Annotated in this window: 14 protein-coding genes; 9 read left to right on the top strand and 5 right to left on the bottom strand. The window is 67.0% G+C overall.

Annotation, left to right across the window (positions count from 1 at the left end; all coding sequences use genetic code 11):
- Nucleotides 1–10 precede the first annotated feature (10 nt).
- Both MVA01S_RS02730 and MVA01S_RS02725 read right to left on the bottom strand, forming a co-directional pair.
- On the bottom strand, nt 11–952 hold the full coding sequence (locus tag MVA01S_RS02730) for a carbon-nitrogen hydrolase family protein (protein ID WP_159426299.1): 942 nt from the start codon (nt 950–952) through the stop codon (nt 11–13).
- A 250-nt stretch (nt 953–1,202) separates the two neighbouring features.
- Nucleotides 1,203–2,216, bottom strand: a complete 1,014-nt coding sequence (locus tag MVA01S_RS02725; RefSeq protein ID WP_003928407.1) for a LacI family DNA-binding transcriptional regulator — start codon at nt 2,214–2,216, stop codon at nt 1,203–1,205.
- Between the two features lie 476 nt (nt 2,217–2,692).
- Here MVA01S_RS02725 and MVA01S_RS02720 point away from each other — a divergent pair, with 476 nt between their 5' ends.
- The 5 genes from MVA01S_RS02720 to MVA01S_RS02700 all read left to right on the top strand — a co-directional run bounded on the left by MVA01S_RS02720 (nt 2,693) and on the right by MVA01S_RS02700 (nt 8,446).
- Nucleotides 2,693–4,624: a 2-oxoacid:acceptor oxidoreductase subunit alpha gene (locus MVA01S_RS02720; RefSeq protein WP_003928408.1), complete on the top strand. Its 1,932-nt coding sequence runs from the start codon at nt 2,693–2,695 to the stop codon at nt 4,622–4,624.
- Nucleotides 4,621–5,703: a 2-oxoacid:ferredoxin oxidoreductase subunit beta gene (locus MVA01S_RS02715; RefSeq protein WP_040539740.1), complete on the top strand. Its 1,083-nt coding sequence runs from the start codon at nt 4,621–4,623 to the stop codon at nt 5,701–5,703. Before MVA01S_RS02720 ends, MVA01S_RS02715 begins: the two co-directional genes overlap by 4 nt.
- Before the next feature lie 55 nt (nt 5,704–5,758).
- Nucleotides 5,759–6,361, top strand: a complete 603-nt coding sequence (mobA, locus tag MVA01S_RS02710; protein WP_003928410.1) for a molybdenum cofactor guanylyltransferase — start codon at nt 5,759–5,761, stop codon at nt 6,359–6,361.
- 1,000 nt (nt 6,362–7,361) lie between these two features.
- Nucleotides 7,362–7,685, top strand: coding sequence for a transglycosylase family protein (locus tag MVA01S_RS02705; protein WP_040539897.1), 324 nt, complete (start codon nt 7,362–7,364; stop codon nt 7,683–7,685).
- Nucleotides 7,686–7,939: 254 nt separating this feature from the next.
- A complete protein-coding gene (locus MVA01S_RS02700) occupies nt 7,940–8,446 on the top strand; it encodes a transglycosylase family protein (protein ID WP_003928412.1) in 507 nt (168 codons plus the stop codon).
- A 6-nt stretch (nt 8,447–8,452) separates the two neighbouring features.
- Here MVA01S_RS02700 and MVA01S_RS02695 read toward each other — a convergent pair whose 3' ends face one another.
- Nucleotides 8,453–9,619, bottom strand: a complete 1,167-nt coding sequence (locus tag MVA01S_RS02695; RefSeq protein ID WP_003928413.1) for an FAD-dependent oxidoreductase — start codon at nt 9,617–9,619, stop codon at nt 8,453–8,455.
- Nucleotides 9,620–9,736: 117 nt separating this feature from the next.
- Between MVA01S_RS02695 and MVA01S_RS02690 the strand changes: the two genes are divergently transcribed.
- From MVA01S_RS02690 to MVA01S_RS02680, 3 genes are read left to right on the top strand one after another with little or no spacing between them, the layout of a single operon-like run.
- Nucleotides 9,737–10,279, top strand: a complete 543-nt coding sequence (locus tag MVA01S_RS02690; protein ID WP_003928414.1) for a dimethylamine monooxygenase subunit DmmA family protein — start codon at nt 9,737–9,739, stop codon at nt 10,277–10,279.
- Nucleotides 10,279–11,229 (top strand): PDR/VanB family oxidoreductase, encoded by a 951-nt coding sequence (locus MVA01S_RS02685; RefSeq protein WP_003928415.1) that lies wholly within the window; start codon nt 10,279–10,281, stop codon nt 11,227–11,229. The genes MVA01S_RS02690 and MVA01S_RS02685 overlap by 1 nt, the downstream gene beginning before the upstream one ends.
- Entirely contained in the window at nt 11,226–12,203 is a 978-nt protein-coding gene (locus MVA01S_RS02680; RefSeq protein ID WP_003928416.1) for a heme-dependent oxidative N-demethylase family protein, read from the top strand. Before MVA01S_RS02685 ends, MVA01S_RS02680 begins: the two co-directional genes overlap by 4 nt.
- Nucleotides 12,204–12,259: 56 nt before the next feature.
- Here the strand turns inward: MVA01S_RS02680 and MVA01S_RS02675 are convergent, their stop codons facing one another.
- Both MVA01S_RS02675 and MVA01S_RS02670 read right to left on the bottom strand, forming a co-directional pair.
- Nucleotides 12,260–12,478 carry a hypothetical protein gene (locus MVA01S_RS02675; protein WP_003928417.1) on the bottom strand — a complete coding sequence of 73 codons (219 nt, stop codon included), beginning with the start codon at nt 12,476–12,478 and terminating at the stop codon, nt 12,260–12,262.
- Complete coding sequence (locus MVA01S_RS02670) at nt 12,479–13,807, bottom strand: ammonium transporter (protein WP_040539745.1); 1,329 nt, start codon at nt 13,805–13,807, stop codon at nt 12,479–12,481.
- A 272-nt stretch (nt 13,808–14,079) separates the two neighbouring features.
- Here MVA01S_RS02670 and MVA01S_RS02665 point away from each other — a divergent pair, with 272 nt between their 5' ends.
- Nucleotides 14,080–15,318, top strand: coding sequence for a cytochrome P450 family protein (locus MVA01S_RS02665; protein ID WP_003928419.1), 1,239 nt, complete (start codon nt 14,080–14,082; stop codon nt 15,316–15,318).
- Nucleotides 15,319–15,382: the final 64 nt, after the last annotated feature.

Here is a 15,382-nt window from a genome sequence, read left to right as displayed (position 1 = left end):
CGGGTGTTCCTCAGCTCCTCGTCGGTTCGTGTGCATCGGTGCGGTCGATAGGCGGGCGCGGAACCCGTGCGCCGCCGTCGTGGGTGCTGCGCAACTCCAGTGATCGCAGGTAGGGGATCTCGGTGCGTGCCTGCTCGATGTCGTCGAGGTCCACCTCGCAGAGCACGGTGCCCTCCCCACGGTCGATCCCCGACAGCACTTCGCCGCGCGGACCCACGACCCTGCTGTGTCCGGCGAACTCGTTGCCGCGCCCGTTGTCGCCGGTGAGCCCGGCGGCGACCAGGATGCAACCGTTTTCCAGGGCCCTGGACCGGGTCATCAGCTCCCATGCGTGCAGTCTCGGTCGGCCGAACGCCGCAGGCACCGCGATGATCTGTGCGCCGCGCACGGCCAGATCGCGCACCATCTCGGGAAAGCCCGCCTCGTAGCAGACCGCCACACCCACCACCCCGGCAGGCGTGTCGGCGATGGCACCCTTCCAGTCACCCGGAACCAGCGAACCGACTTCCTGGCCCCACAGATAGGATTTGTCGGCTTCGGCGAGCGGTCCGTCGGGACCGATGATCAGCGCCCGATCGCGATAAATGCCTGCCTCGTCACGAATGTGCAGCGCAGTGACGATGGTGGTGCGGCACGACCGGGCGAGCTGGACCAAGGTCTGCACCGTGGTGCCGGAAACCGGCTCGGCAAACTCAGGTTCGAAGGCGTAGCCGTTACTGAAAAGTTCAGGAAGCACCACCAGCCCCGCACCCTGCGCCGCGAGTTCCCGTATTGCGCGCTCGGCTCGGGCGAGGTTGAGGTCCCGACGTCCGGGTACGGCAGTGAGCTGAACCGCCCCGATTTTCACCAGGTGTGGCCTCGAAGGGTGCAAGTGTCCGTGTCCTCTGCAGTTGGTGCAATCGTTTGCACGTGCTTGGTGTGTGAGGTTGCCATCCGTCGACGCGTACGTCAACAGGTAACCGAGGCTTTAGCGCCGAGGTAACGCGCGGCCACATGTTCGTAACATGAAACCCAATAGCTCTCTGGCGCAACGTGATAACGCCTGAAGAGCACACGCCGACGGACGCACGCCCAAGTGCCGCGCTCAGTCCGCTTCGGGTCTGGGCGACGGTGGTGTCAACTCAGGTGTGGGAGAACGGTAACGGAGATCTGGTCACTTCTCAGCGAAATGGCGCAATCGATTTCAGGACGGCGCCGAAGACTTACTGCGCCGGGGCGGAGCTCGTGGACTCCCGCACGACCAACTGGGGCTGCAGCATCGCCGAGGACACGGATCGGCCCTCCACCAGCGACAACAGGGTCTGGCTGGCGATCGTCCCCATCTCCCGGAACGGACTGCGCACCGTGGTGAGGGGCACGGGCAACGACGCGCAGAGGTCGATGTCGTTGTAGCCGACGACGGCCACATCGTCGCGGACCCGCATGCCGAAGTCGCGGAGAACCCCCATCACCCCGATCGCGCTGGCGTCGTTAGCGGCGAAAATCGCGGTCGGACGTTGCTCGGCCGTCAGCAGGGTGCGGGCGCCCGCGGCTCCGTCGGCGGCGTCGAAGCCCTGGTGGAGCCGCATGTCGGGATGGACCACCACGCCCCGGCTCTCCAGCGCGTCCACGCATCCGCTGAGTCGGTCCGTGGCGGTGCTCGCCCACCGGGGGCCGGTGATGATCCCCACGCGCTGGTGCCCGAGGTCGGCGAGATGTTCGCCGATGAGCCAGCCGCCGCGGTAATCGTCGCAGGTCACCGACAGTTGTCCGGGCTTGCGGCGGTTGACCAGCACGAACTTCACCCCGCGCCGGTCGAGTCCGGCCACGTTGTCGTTGTCGAGGCGGGCGTCGCCGATGATCAGGCCGTCGACGTTACGGCCGAGCAGCAGTTCGATCCGGCGCAGCTGCTCGGCGGGATCGTCGTGCGAGTTGGCCACGAACGTGTCGAAGCCGGCTGCATTGGCCGTGTGTTCGATCGCATCGTAGGTACCGGACAGGACGACGTCGGTGAGACGGGGCACGATCACCCCGAATGCGGTGGAGCGGTGGGTCTTCAGGCTTGCGGCGTTGGCATTCGGCACGTATCCGAGGCTCTTGGCGATCTCACGGATCCGCACGCTGTTGGGGTCGTCGGCGCCTTTGCCGGTCGTTCTCCTCAGGGCTCGCGACACCGTCGACGGGTGAACCCCGGCGGCCTCGGCGACCACCTTCAGCGTCACGCGATCGGCCTGCATGTACGCCCTCCCCAGCTGCTGCCGTACTGCTGCTCAACGGTCAAAGTAGCACCCCGTGCAATCGTGTGCGCACCGAAGTGGGTGTGCTGCGTCACACCACTCCTTCGACCCCTCGGCGGGTGGTCGCCGCGGCCTGGGCGGGCCGTGCCCGCGGTGCTAGCTGTCGGCTACCGATCGGTAACCTTTTCTAAGAATTTCCGGCCGGCCTGTGGTGTCTCGTAGACGTGACGAACACCACAATTTTGTCTCACCGTGACTCCGGCTGAAGCGTTGAACAGTGCGTTCGTTGCGACGTCACCGGGACACGGCCGACCTGCCTGGTATAGGCACGCCTAAGAGAAGTGCAATAATCGGTACCGACAGTGACACCAAACTGTGGTGGGCACCCACTGACGGCGCGTCGCGTCGACTGCGACTCGGTGGGGGTTCGCCTGATGCGGCCCTGCAGCACCGGGCAACTCATGGAAGGCAGGCGAGTGGGAGAGAACGGCAACGCGGCCGCAACGCCTCGACAGAAGCTCGAGAAGGTCGTCATCCGGTTCGCCGGCGACTCCGGCGACGGCATGCAGCTCACCGGCGACCGCTTCACCTCTGAGGCGGCGCTGTTCGGCAATGACCTCGCCACCCAACCGAACTACCCGGCCGAGATCCGTGCGCCACAGGGCACCCTGCCCGGTGTGTCGTCGTTCCAGATCCAGATCGCCGACTACGACATCCTCACCGCCGGTGACCGCCCCGACGTGCTGGTGGCGATGAACCCCGCCGCGCTCAAGGCCAACGTCTCCGATCTGCCGCGCGGCGGCCTGATCATCGCGAACTCCGACGAGTTCACCAAGCGCAACCTCGCCAAGGTGGGCTACGACAGCAACCCGCTGGAGAGCGACGAACTGTCGGACTACGTCGTGCAGGCGGTCCCCATGACCACGCTGACGCTCGGAGCGGTCGAGGAGATCGGCGCGACCAAGAAGGACGGCCAGCGCGCCAAGAACATGTTCGCCCTCGGGCTGCTGTCCTGGATGTACGGACGCGAGCTCGAGCACAGCGAGGCGTTCATCCGCGAGAAGTTCGCCCGTAAGCCCGACGTCGCCGAGGCCAACGTCCTCGCGCTCAAGGCCGGATGGAACTTCGGTGAGACGACCGAGGCGTTCGCGACCACCTACGAGGTCGCGCCCGCGAAGCTCAAGACGGGCGAGTACCGCCAGATCTCGGGCAACACCGCACTGGCCTACGGCCTCGTGGCCGCCGGCCACCTGTCAGACCTGCAGGTGGTGCTCGGCACCTACCCGATCACGCCGGCCTCCGACATCCTCCACGAGCTGTCCAAGCACAAGAACTTCAATGTGCTGACGTTCCAGGCCGAGGACGAGATCGCCGGCATCGGTGCCGCCATCGGCGCGTCCTATGGCGGCGCGCTCGGCGTGACCAGCACCTCCGGGCCCGGTGTCTCGCTGAAATCAGAGGCCATCGGCCTGGCCGTGATGACCGAGCTGCCGCTGATCGTCATCGACGTGCAGCGCGGCGGGCCCTCGACCGGTCTGCCCACCAAGACCGAGCAGGCCGATCTGCTGCAGGCGATGTTCGGCCGCAACGGTGAATCGCCGGTGGCGGTGCTGGCGCCGCGGTCCCCGTCCGACTGCTTCGACATCGCCGTCGAAGCTGTCCGGATCGCCATCAACTACCACACGCCGGTGATGATCCTGTCCGACGGCGCGATCGCCAACGGCTCGGAGCCGTGGGCAATCCCGGACATCTCCACCTACGAGCCGATCGAGCACACCTTCGCCAAGGAAGGTGAGCCGTTCCAGCCGTACGCGCGTGATCCCGAGACGCTGGCCCGCCAGTTCGCGGTCCCGGGCACCCCGGGTCTCGCGCACCGCATCGGCGGTCTGGAGTCGGCCAACGGTTCGGGCAACATCTCCTACGAGCCCAAGAACCACGACCTGATGGTCCGGCTGCGCAACGAGAAGATCGCCGGCATCGCGGTGCCTGACCTGGAGGTCGACGACCCCAGCGGGGATGCCGACCTGCTGATGCTCGGATGGGGCAGCAGCTACGGGCCGATCGGTGAGGCCTGCCGGCGTGCGCGCCGCAACGGCATCAAGGTCGCGCACGCACAACTGCAGCACCTCAACCCGTTCCCGGCCAACCTCGGCGAGGTGCTACGCAAGTACCCCAAGGTGGTCGTCCCAGAGATGAACCTCGGTCAGCTGGCGCTGTTGCTGCGGGGGCGCTACCTCGTGGACGTACAGTCGGTGACCAAGGTGGAAGGCATGGCGTTCCTGGCCGACGAGGTCGAAGGCATCATCGACTCGGCCCTGGATGGGACGCTGGCCGAGAAGGAACTTGAGAAGGCCAAGTTCGCGCGGCTGGCCGCGGCCACCGTCGAGAATGTGGGAGTGAGCGCATGACGGATCTTGTCGGTAGCGATCTCGGATTGACACCGGGGGGGCTGACAAAGACCAGCCGGGTGCCCAAGGCCGACGCGCCCCAGAAGGGCAAGGACTTCACCAGCGACCAGGAGGTCCGCTGGTGCCCCGGCTGCGGTGACTACGTCATCCTCAACACCATCCGCAACTTCCTGCCCGAGCTGGGTCTGCGGCGCGAGAACATCGCGTTCGTCAGCGGCATCGGCTGCTCCAGCCGGTTCCCGTACTACCTGGAGACCTACGGGTTCCACTCGATCCACGGTCGCGCGCCGACCATCGCCACCGGTCTTGCGCTGGCTCGCGAAGACCTGTCGGTGTGGGTTGTCACCGGTGACGGCGACGCGCTGTCGATCGGCGGCAACCACCTGATCCACGCGCTGCGCCGCAACATCAACATCACGATCCTGCTGTTCAACAACCGGATCTACGGTCTCACCAAGGGGCAGTACTCGCCGACGTCGGAGACCGGCAAGGTCACCAAGTCGACCCCGATGGGCTCGCTGGACTACCCGTTCAACCCGGTCTCCCTGGCGCTGGGCGCCGAGGCGACCTTCGTCGGGCGTGCGCTGGACTCCGACCGCAAGGGCCTGACCGAGGTGTTGCGCGGGGCCGCACAGCACCGCGGTGCCGCGCTGGTGGAGATCATGCAGGACTGCCCGATCTTCAACGACGGCTCGTTCGACGCGCTGCGTAAAGAAGGCGCCGAGGACCGGCTGATCAACATCACCCACGGTGAGCCGATCACCTTCGGCGCCGACGGCGAGTACGCCGTGGTCAAGTCCGGGTTCGGCCTGGAGATCGCCAAGACCGCCGACGTGTCCGCCGATCAGATCGTGGTGCACGACGCCACCATCGACGATCCGGCGTACGCGTTCGCGTTGTCGCGGTTGAGCGAGCAGAACCTCGACCACATGGTGATGGGCATTTTCCGCCAGGTCAGCAAGCCGACCTACGACGATGCCGCCCGCGCCCAGCTGGCCGCCGCACAAGAGGCCAAGGCTCACGACACCGCAGCCCTGCAGTCGTTGCTGCGCGGCAAGGACACCTGGACCGTCGACTGAGTCGACTGGCTCGACTGCCTGACTCGGCGTAGGTAGCTGCGCTAACGTCACCGGGGTGACGTCCTCGCTGTCGCTTGCCGCCGTTGTCCTCGCCGGTGGCGCGTCACGGCGGATGGGCCGTGACAAGGCCACGCTGCCCGTCGACGGCCCCTCGGGCCCTCTCACGCTCGTCGAACTCGTGGTGTCCGTGGTCCGCCTGCGGTGTGACCCCGTCTTCGTCGTCGCTGCGCCGGGTCAGGCGTTACCCAGCCTGGACGCGATCGTGCTTCGCGACGAGATCCTCGGCGTCGGGCCGCTGCTGGCCACCGGTCGAGGGCTGCGCGCGGCGGCCGAGGCCGGCCGCACCCACGCCTTCGTCAGCGCTGTGGACATGCCCGCCCTCACCACCGAGGTCATCGACACCCTCGCAGGCCCCGCCCAGCGTTCGGGTGCCGAGGTCGTGCTGCCGTGGGACGGGCGCGACCACTACCTCGCAGGTATCTACCGCACCTCGCTGCACACCGTCGTCGCCGAACTGCTCAGCGCAGGGGAGCGCAGCATGCGTGCTCTGGTGAACGCGGTCGACACCCAGCGGATCGTGCTGCCCGAGCAGCCTGCGCTCGCGAACGTCAACACCACCGACGACCTCGCCGCGATCCAACCGCCGCGATTGGTCTAGCAAACTCCTCCGAAAACTGCATCGCGCAATCCGCGTTGGCTACACCCATTAATTGCGTCTCTATCGGCCATTGTGTGGCCGTAATACTTGACACCTGTCAGCCGAATCTCGCGCAAGGGGGCACGTGTTATTCGTCTGCGTATGTCGCTGCGCCCCAGTAATTTTCGCAGATTAGGTCACCGAAAGGAGCGCAATTCGCGCACTTTCGGCCCCTGATCAGCCGGCAAGTCGCCCGGTGTGGAATTGGAGACCTGACGCAAATTCATTCCAGAGTGGGGGGTCCGGCGCCGGAGGGTGTGTCCGCCGCGGGGCGATCGCGCGTCGACACCTGTCGAAAAACCGTTGACCGCTGGACCGTTCACGCGCCTGGCGGCGAGCATCCGCAACGACGGCAACCGCTGCAGGTATTGTTAAAGCTTTGTGACACAACGGATTTCGTACGGCTGCGGACATTTCTGTACGTCCTCGCTCAGCGAACCCATGGCACCAACTGGCATCACGCTGAACCTCAATTGCCGGGCCCGCGACCGGTTTTGCCGCACGCAACGGCCTGCGCGGCAGTCCTGCACGGTGGCCCAGGTCACAAAACGACGGTGAGATGGGTCACTTTCGGTTTCGGTTCGGTGTGAATCGTCGACCGCGTCGATTATCGGCCTGACCTGCGCCGACCATGGCCGATCCGGGGTCGTGATCATTCCGTGATCTGATCGCGATCCGATTTTCACCGATATGACTTTGAGCGAATCGGTTTGTACGGTCCCAATCAGCTCTTGAAGAGCAAATAACTCAAAACCACGAACCAGCGTGTGAGTGGGGCAGCGGCGGCCGATCCGGTCGTCGAGCCGCCGGGTTCTGATCCGGCGAGGTCTGAGGTGGCCTCCCCTGTTGTGCCTGACCGAGACGGCACAACCCATCCACCGCCTGTACTGCAGGCACCGCATCCCTACGGCACGACGTGCCCGTGGGTGTCTTCGGCGCGCGCTCGGCGAAAGGACAGAAGTTGAAGAAGATCCGCAAGACGTTTGGGCTGGCCACCTTCGCCGGGGCGCTCGCGCTCGCACCCATGGCTCTGGCGACCGGCACCGCGAATGCGGACGGCGTCAACTGGGACGCTGTGGCTGCGTGTGAATCGGGCGGCAACTGGGCGATCAACACCGGCAACGGTTACTACGGCGGCCTGCAGTTCACGATGGGCACCTGGCGCTCCAACGGCGGTTCGGGCTCTCCGCACCACGCCAGCCGTGAGGAGCAGATCCGGGTTGCCAACAATGTCCTGCAGTCGCAGGGCATCGGCGCGTGGCCGACCTGCGGCAAGCGCGGCTGATCGCAGACGACCTACAGGGGCGGTGCCGAGACTATCGGCGCCGCCCTTGTCGTTTGTCGGTGTCTGTCGGGGTTCCGTCCCCAAGGGCCACGTTCTTCTCAGAGGCCTCTTACGTCAGATAAGCAACTGTTAAAACTTTCCCCTCATCGGTAACAGGTGATCCGCGTCACTCGACAGTGCAGGTAACCGCATCGTGAAGAGCACGGCGTTCACCGCGGGCCTTGAGTCGCAACGGTCGGGGAAGGACCGCAGAGATGAACGTTCGTACCGCAGTCAACAAGGGCCTCCTGGCCGCCGCGATCTCCGGAGCCCTGGCCGTCGTGCCGATGGCGCTGGAGGGCACCACAGCCACCGCGCACGCCGACACCGTCAACTGGGACGCGATCGCGCAGTGTGAATCGGGCGGCAACTGGGCGATCAACACCGGCAACGGGCACTTCGGCGGGCTGCAGTTCAAGCCGGCCACCTGGTCGGCCAACGGTGGAGTCGGCGACCCGGCCCGCGCGCCTCGGCACGAGCAGATCCGCGTGGCCGAGAACGTGCTGCGCACCCAGGGCCTGAAGGCATGGCCGAAGTGCGGCGCCAAGGGCCTGGCCGCGCAGGTGTGGGGCAATCAGGCGCCTGCGGCACCGGCCACGGTGCCCGCCTCGACGACCGGCCGGGCCAACGGCTGCGCCACGATGCCCACCTCGGTCTTCGGCGGCGTCCTGGACCTCCGCAAGATGTGCACCGCCTTGTTCACCCCGCGCTCAGCGCGCTGAGCGGTGTCAGCCGGCGGCGTTCGCGGCGGTCGGCAGGACGAACGCGGAGCCGGCTGCGATCGAAGCCAGGTGACGGGTCATGACTTTCTCCGGGATCACCGCGGTCGCCCGGCCGGCCACGCCGCTGAGCACCGTCGGCCGCATGTTGACGACCCGGCCGATCGCGGCGGCCTCGCGCACCAGCGGGCGCACCCGTCGTCGGCGGAACGCCCCGAACCTGTCGAAGGCGGTCGCGAGATCCGGGCACAGCTCGACGAACCTCGCCAGAATCGGTGCGTCCTCCAGCGCCTGACACCCGCCCTGGCCCAGGTGCGGGCGCATCGGATGTGCGGCGTCGCCGACGATCACCGCGGGTCCGGTCGACCAGCGCCGGGGTTGGGCGCGGTCGTACAGATCGTTGCGCAGCACCTGGGCGGGGTCCGTCGCGGCCAGTAACGCGGGGATCGGCTCGGCCCACCCGGAGAACTTCGAGGTCAGATAGGCGTGTTCGCCGCCGGGCGCCCTACCGCCCTCGGCCGTGCGTTCGGTGGCGAACCAGTAGGTGTGCTCCGGGCCCAGCGGAACATGGCCGACCTGCGTGCCCGCAGCGATGGTCTCTCCGGCCAGCTCCGGATCCAATGGGAAGGCCGCGACGCCGCGCCAGGCGGTGTATCCGACATAGCGGCTGGGCAGTGGCCCGTTGAGAGTGCGGGCGACCACCGAGTTCACGCCGTCGGCACCGACCACGGCATCGGCATCGCGGGTGGTCCCGTCGGACAGCGTGACGCGCACGGACGCCTCGCGGATCGACAGTGCGGCGGCCGCCGTCCCGGTCCGCACCGCACCCGGCGGGAGGGCGCCCACGAGGATGTCGGTCAGTGCCGACCGGCGCACGACGACCAGAGGTTCGCCGAGTGCGTGCACCATCCGTTCCGCGTAGGGGCGGCGCAACCACGAGCCGTCCCGCCATCGGATCGCCCCGGCGGCGACCTGCCCGCCGGCCTGCCGCACGCTGTCGCCCAGCCCGATCCGGTCGAGTGCGGCCAGCGCGTTCGGCCAGATGCTGATCCCCGCACCCGAACGGATGTCGGTGCGTTGTTCGATCACGGTGACGTCGTGCCCGCAGCCGCGCAGCGCCACCGCCGTGGCGAGCCCGGCGATGCCCGCGCCGATCACGAGGGTGTGCGCCGGCATGCACCGACCTTAACCACGCGGCCGTCAAGTGGACGAGACAGCACGGTCACATCCGCGAAACGCACAGCTGGTTTCCTGAAAGGTAACACTGTCGACTGTCGGTTTACTGGAGGTGGCATGAGACCTGCGCTGGAACTGACCAGCGTTCCCGTCTGGGCGACCGGCGAGACCCGTCCAGGCGCCGATCTCACCGGACGCTCCTGGACAATCATCGCGTTCGGCGCCGCGGGAGAGCAGGCCGCGCAGCGGTGGTGCGAGGAGATCGCCTCCGCCGGAGCCGAATCCAACGTCCGGCTGCACGAGTTCCCCGACGGCCCCGCCGACGGTCCGGCCGGCGAGGCGTTGCGCGCCGATCTCGCCACGGCCCGGGTCGGCTGGCGGCTGATGATGGCCGGGCCGGCGGTGTCCTGTCTGCGGCTGCGGGCCGCGGCCGTCGCGGCCGGTGTCGCCGACGACGAGCTGACCGTGGCCTCCACCGACGTGACCCGGCGCGCGGTGCAGTGCGTGCACTGCCGAGCCGTCACCGTCGCGGCCGTGGAGCTGGAAGACGTTGTGGTCTGCTCCGGCTGCCAGCGGAACCTGCTTGTGCACTACCACGTTTCGCGACGTCAGGGCGCCCACCTGGGGTACATGGTAGACGCCGAGAAGCAGGCGGTGTGATGACCACGCTGAAGCTCGTGGTGGCGGCGATCGACGACACGATCGCCGACATCCGGACCCTGACGCTGCGCCACCCGGACGACGCGCCGCTGCCGTCGTTCACCCCCGGCAGCCACCTCGTGATCGAGTGCGGCGGACGGGGCGCGCCGGCCAACGCGTACTCGCTGACCGGTGACGGGATCAGCCCGGACACCTATGTGATCTCGGTGCTGCGCGCGGGGGCCGACGGCGCACCGAGCGGATCCCGGTGGATCCACGAGGAGCTCGCGGTCGGTGACACCGTGGCGGCGCGCCCGCCGCGCAGCGCATTCGCCCCGGTGCTGCGCGCGCATCGACATCTGTTGGTGGCGGCCGGGATCGGCATCACCCCGATGGTGTCGCATCTGCGCAGTTCCAGGCGGTGGGGACGCGACACCCGGCTGCTCTACCTCCATCGGCCGGGGCGGCACGCCTACGTCGACACCGTCCGGGAACTCACCGCGCACGCCTCGATCCACACCGTGCGTGCGGATTTCGTCACCGAATTGTTCTCTGCGCTGGCCGATCAGCCGATGGGAACCCACCTCTACATCTGCGGCCCGCGCTCGTTCATCGAGTTCGTCACCGCGGGCGCGGCCGAGCTCGGCTGGCCGGCGAGCCGGGTGCACGTCGAACACTTCGGGGCCGACGCGCTCGACCCGGGTGAACCGTTCACGGTGCGGCTGTCCACCGATACCGAGGAGTTCACCGTCGACGCCGGCGTCTCGTTGCTCGATGCGCTGGAAAGCCGCGGGGTCGACGTGCCCAACCTGTGCCGGCGGGGCGTGTGCGGGGAGTGCCGGATCCCGGTGTCGCGCGGTGTGATCGCCCACCGCGACCTGTACCTCACCGACGACGAGAAACGCGCGGGCGATTCGATCATGCCGTGTGTGTCGCGGGCCCACGGCGAGACTCTGGAGTTGGCACTGTGATTTCGGCACCCGATCTGATCAAGACGTTTCCGTTTCCCTTCGCCGCCGACGAGTACCGGTACAGCACGAACGTGGAACCGGCCGGAGCGGCCGTGCCGACCCCGGCCGGGCGCTGGGGCGAACGGGTCATCGACATCGACAGCCAGTACGAGGATGAACTCGGCGAGCGCGCAACGATTCTGGCCGAAGACCCGAGCCGGTACGCCGTGCTGCCGCACATGAGGCCCGCGTGCTGGGACGCGATGCTGACGTTGATGCGCGAGATGGCCACCAGCTATCCCGACACCATGTCGTTGCAGCGGCACGGCGCGGGCTGGCGCTGGCGCAACGACCGGCTCGGTGTGCGCCAGGACTTCGTCCTCGGTGACGACGCGTCCCTGCCCGCCGAGCCGCTGGCCTACATCGCAAGCCAGGTGCAGGAGGACATCGTGCTGCTCGATCAGCGCGACGGCGATCTGTTCGGCGATGCCGGTGTGGTGACGTTCGCCGCCGACTGGTCGTTCGGCTTCGACGTGGGCATGACGTTCCTGGAGATTCACGGTCCGGTCCCGCGGCTGCGTGAGACGGGGGTGATCACCCGGGCCCGTGAGTTCCTGATGCGGCTGCAGCCGGGGGAGACCTACCGGCGTACCAACTGGACGCTGACAGTCGGCCGCCGCCTTGATGTTTCGACCGAGCGCTATCCCGAGTGGGGGCCGGACCGGACGACGATCCAGGCCGTCCCGGAAGAACAGTTCGGCCGCCTGGTGCATCTGCGTGTCGAGGTGCAGCACCTGATCCGGCTGCCCGAGTCGGGGTCGATCTGTTTCCTGATCCGGACCTACCTGCTGCCGTTGGCCGACCTGGCTGCCTATGCGCCGTGGCGGCAGCGTACCGCCGCGGTGCTGGCCGACCTGCCGGACGACATCGCCGACTACAAGGGCATCATCGCCTACCGGGACCGCGCGGTGTCCTGGCTGCGCGACGCCGGCTGAGCAGACACAAAATCGCCCGGATCCTTTTCGGATCCGGGCGATTTCGTGGGTTGACGTCAGTAGGCCGTCGGCTCGCCTTCGGCCGCGGGCCCCGGTTCGACCGGCTTGTGCTCGATGATCGCCTTGTACGCGCTGTTCTCGTGCTGGATCATCCGGACGAAGAACCCGATGAACAACACCACAGCGAGCAGGAACACGATCCACACGCCGAGCGAATAGCCGCCGAAGGTGAACACCACGCCGGCGTCGTCATAGCTATCGATGGGACTGAACATCTACTTCGCCTCCTCGACGACGAGAATCTTGCCGTTGGTGGCCATCACCGTCACCGGTGTGCCTTCGGGGTACGGCGTGGCCGGGACCTCGCTGAGGTCGAGACCCTGCTCCTCGACCTCGGGCGGAATCCGTAGCAGCCCAACCTTCTTGAGCCCCATCGACAGCAGGAAAGTGGGGATGAAGCCCAAAGCCGCAAAGGTCAACGCCCCGACGGCCTGGCCCCAGAAGGAGACCGACGGGTTGCCGTCGGTGTTGGGGTAGCCGTGCAGGAAGATGCCCACCATCAGAATCGAGTAGAGGCCCACCCCGCCGTGCACGGCGACCGCGCCGACCACGTCGTCGATCCTGAACTTCTCGAGAAGCTTGCCGATGTAGGGGATCAGCGCACCGGCGCCGAGGGCGATGACGAACGCCAGCGCCGGGTGGTAGAGGTCCATGCCGGACGCCACGCCGATGACCCCGGCCAGGCCGCCGGAGATGGTCCAGAACGGTTCACCCCGCGACGTCATGTACGCGCCGATGATGCCGCCTGCCAGACCCATCAACGTGTTGAAGGCAAACGCCGACAACGTGGTCGGGCTCGCGTAGATGGTGGCGAAGCCATTGGCGCCGTAAATCACACACCCCATCAGGAAGCCGAAGAACCCGGTGAAGATCAGCATCAGGCCGAGCATGGTCAGCGGGAGGTTGTGCGGCCGGATGGTCACGGCGGTGCCGTCCGGCAGGAAACGCCCGATGCGCGGCCCGAGGTTGATCAGGATGCCCAGGGCGCCGAAGCCGGCGATCATGTGCACGCAGCCGGCGGCCCCGACGTCGTGGAAGCCCAGCTGGGTGAGCATCCAGCCGGCGCCGTGCCAGCCCCAGGCGGCACCGATGATCCATGTCACCGAACCCACGAACACCGTCAGCACCAGGAATCCGCTGGTCCGAATCCGTTCCAGCACCGCACCGGACATGATCGAACCGGTGGTCGCGGCGAACAACGCGAAGGCGCCCCAGAAGATGCCGCTGGCGGGATCCTGCACGTTGGGGCCCATGTTGTCGCTCCACGGCAACGCGGCCCTTGCGGCATCGGTCATCTCGATGAAGCCACTGGGCATCGCGTTGTAGAGGAACCAGCCGACGAAGTAGAACGACGCGATGATGGTCGCCAGCGCCAGCAGATTCTTCATCGCCGTGGCCAGGACGTTTTTCGACCGCGAAGCACCGATCTCGTAGGCGAGGAAGCCTGCGTGGATGAGCATCATCAACGCGATCGACATCCAATAGAAGAACTCGTTGTTGACTGCGGCCATGGACGACAATGCGTCCTCGACTTCAGGTGTCAAAGGGACCTCCGCCGAGCTTGTTGGGGTGGGCTCCCGGGAACACTGTTTAATCTCAGTGTTCTCGAGGTACTGAGGGTGTACGACGCCTTGACGCTAATCTGGCAAATGTGTCCCCTCGGTCAAGGTGTGTTAATTCGGCGTGAAGTCATGTCCGGCAATGCCATTCCGCGTCCGTTCGACCGCAGGTGACGGGATCAGCGAAGGGTAGCCGTGGCGGTGCTAGGAAGAAGTCTGCCTGGGCAGGCGGGTGTGCCGTCGCCAGGATCGACACCGTGAGCGTGCAGCGTGAAGACGAGCAATACGACCGGGCCGTGCTGACACTGGGGGAGTCGTTCATCCAGAACCCGCACGCGACCTATGCCCGGCTGCGCCGACAGGGGCCGGTGCATCGGGTACGCCTGTTGAATGGCGCCGAGGCCTGGTTGGTCACTTCCTACGCCGAGGCTCGCAGTCTGCTCAATGATCCGCGGCTGAAGAAGAACAATGTCACCGCGAGCGGTCTGTTCCCGCCGGGATCCACCACCATCGGCTCAGTGCTGGGCGACAACATGCTGTTCCGGGACCCGCCCGACCACACGCGGTTGCGCCGGTTCGTCAGTGCGGCGTTCACCGCGCGTTCGGTGCGCCGGTTGCGTCCGACCATCGCGGGCATCGCCGACGAACTGCTCGACGCGATGGCCGAAAGGTCCCCGGGCCGAGTCGATCTGATGCAATCTCTGGCGCTGCCGTTGCCGATTCGGGTGATCGGTGAACTGCTCGGCGTCCCGGCGGACACGCGGTTCTCCTCACTGGTCATGCCCGTCTTCAGCACCAGCAGTCCGGAGGAGATGGCCCGTGCGCAAACGGAACTGACGGAGCTGCTGCAGACGATCATCGCAGCCAAGCGGGAACAGCAGTCCGACGATGTGCTCGGCCATCTCGTCCACCTGCGCGACCACGGCGATCAGCTCAGTGAGCAGGAGCTGCTGGGCACGGCGTTCCTGTTGATCACCGCCGGCTACGAGACGACGGTGAACCTGATCGCCAACGCCGTGCTGGCACTGCTGCGTCATCCGGCACAGTTGGCGGCTCTGCGTGAGGACAGGTCCCTGCTGCCCGCCGCGGTGGAAGAGACACTGCGGTACGAGAGTCCGCTCAACACCGCGACCGTGCGCTACACCAGTGCGCCGGTGACCGTCGGCGGCACCCAGATACCGGCAGGTGAGCTGGTGATGATCGCGTTGTTGGGGGCCAATCACGACGAACGGCAGTTCCGCAATGCCGACCTGTTCGACATCTTCCGTACCGACAACCGGAATCTGGCCTTCGGTCACGGCATCCACCACTGCATCGGGGCGCCGCTGGCCCGGATGGAAGCCCAGATCGCACTCGACCGGCTGCTGTCGCGGTTCAACCACATCGAACTGGTGCAGGACGAACCGCTGACATACCGGCCGAGCACGCTGATGCGTGGTCTGGTGCACCTTCCGGTCCGCGTCGCAGCGAAGCGGGGGCCCTACCGCGTCCGCTGACGCCCGCGAGCTCCACTCACCTCGCCGACGACGGCACCCCGGGGTGCTCGGCGGGACGTGAGCC

It is taken from the genome of Mycolicibacterium vaccae NBRC 14118 = CIP 105934, assembly GCF_001552715.1.
GTDB lineage: Bacteria > Actinomycetota > Actinomycetes > Mycobacteriales > Mycobacteriaceae > Mycobacterium > Mycobacterium vaccae.
This window is presented reverse-complemented; position numbering and strand designations above follow the sequence as displayed.

Excerpts from the sequence above, each read along its gene's own strand:
- MVA01S_RS02725 (WP_003928407.1), bottom strand. The coding sequence starts at position 2,216 with ATGCAGGCCGATCGCGTGACGCTGAAGGTGGTCGCCGAGGCCGCCGGG.
- MVA01S_RS02715 (WP_040539740.1), top strand. The coding sequence starts at position 4,621 with ATGACGGATCTTGTCGGTAGCGATCTCGGATTGACACCGGGGGGGCTG.
- MVA01S_RS02700 (WP_003928412.1), top strand. The coding sequence starts at position 7,940 with ATGAACGTTCGTACCGCAGTCAACAAGGGCCTCCTGGCCGCCGCGATC.
- MVA01S_RS02695 (WP_003928413.1), bottom strand. The coding sequence starts at position 9,619 with ATGCCGGCGCACACCCTCGTGATCGGCGCGGGCATCGCCGGGCTCGCC.
- MVA01S_RS02690 (WP_003928414.1), top strand. The coding sequence starts at position 9,737 with ATGAGACCTGCGCTGGAACTGACCAGCGTTCCCGTCTGGGCGACCGGC.
- MVA01S_RS02685 (WP_003928415.1), top strand. The coding sequence starts at position 10,279 with ATGACCACGCTGAAGCTCGTGGTGGCGGCGATCGACGACACGATCGCC.
- MVA01S_RS02675 (WP_003928417.1), bottom strand. The coding sequence starts at position 12,478 with ATGTTCAGTCCCATCGATAGCTATGACGACGCCGGCGTGGTGTTCACC.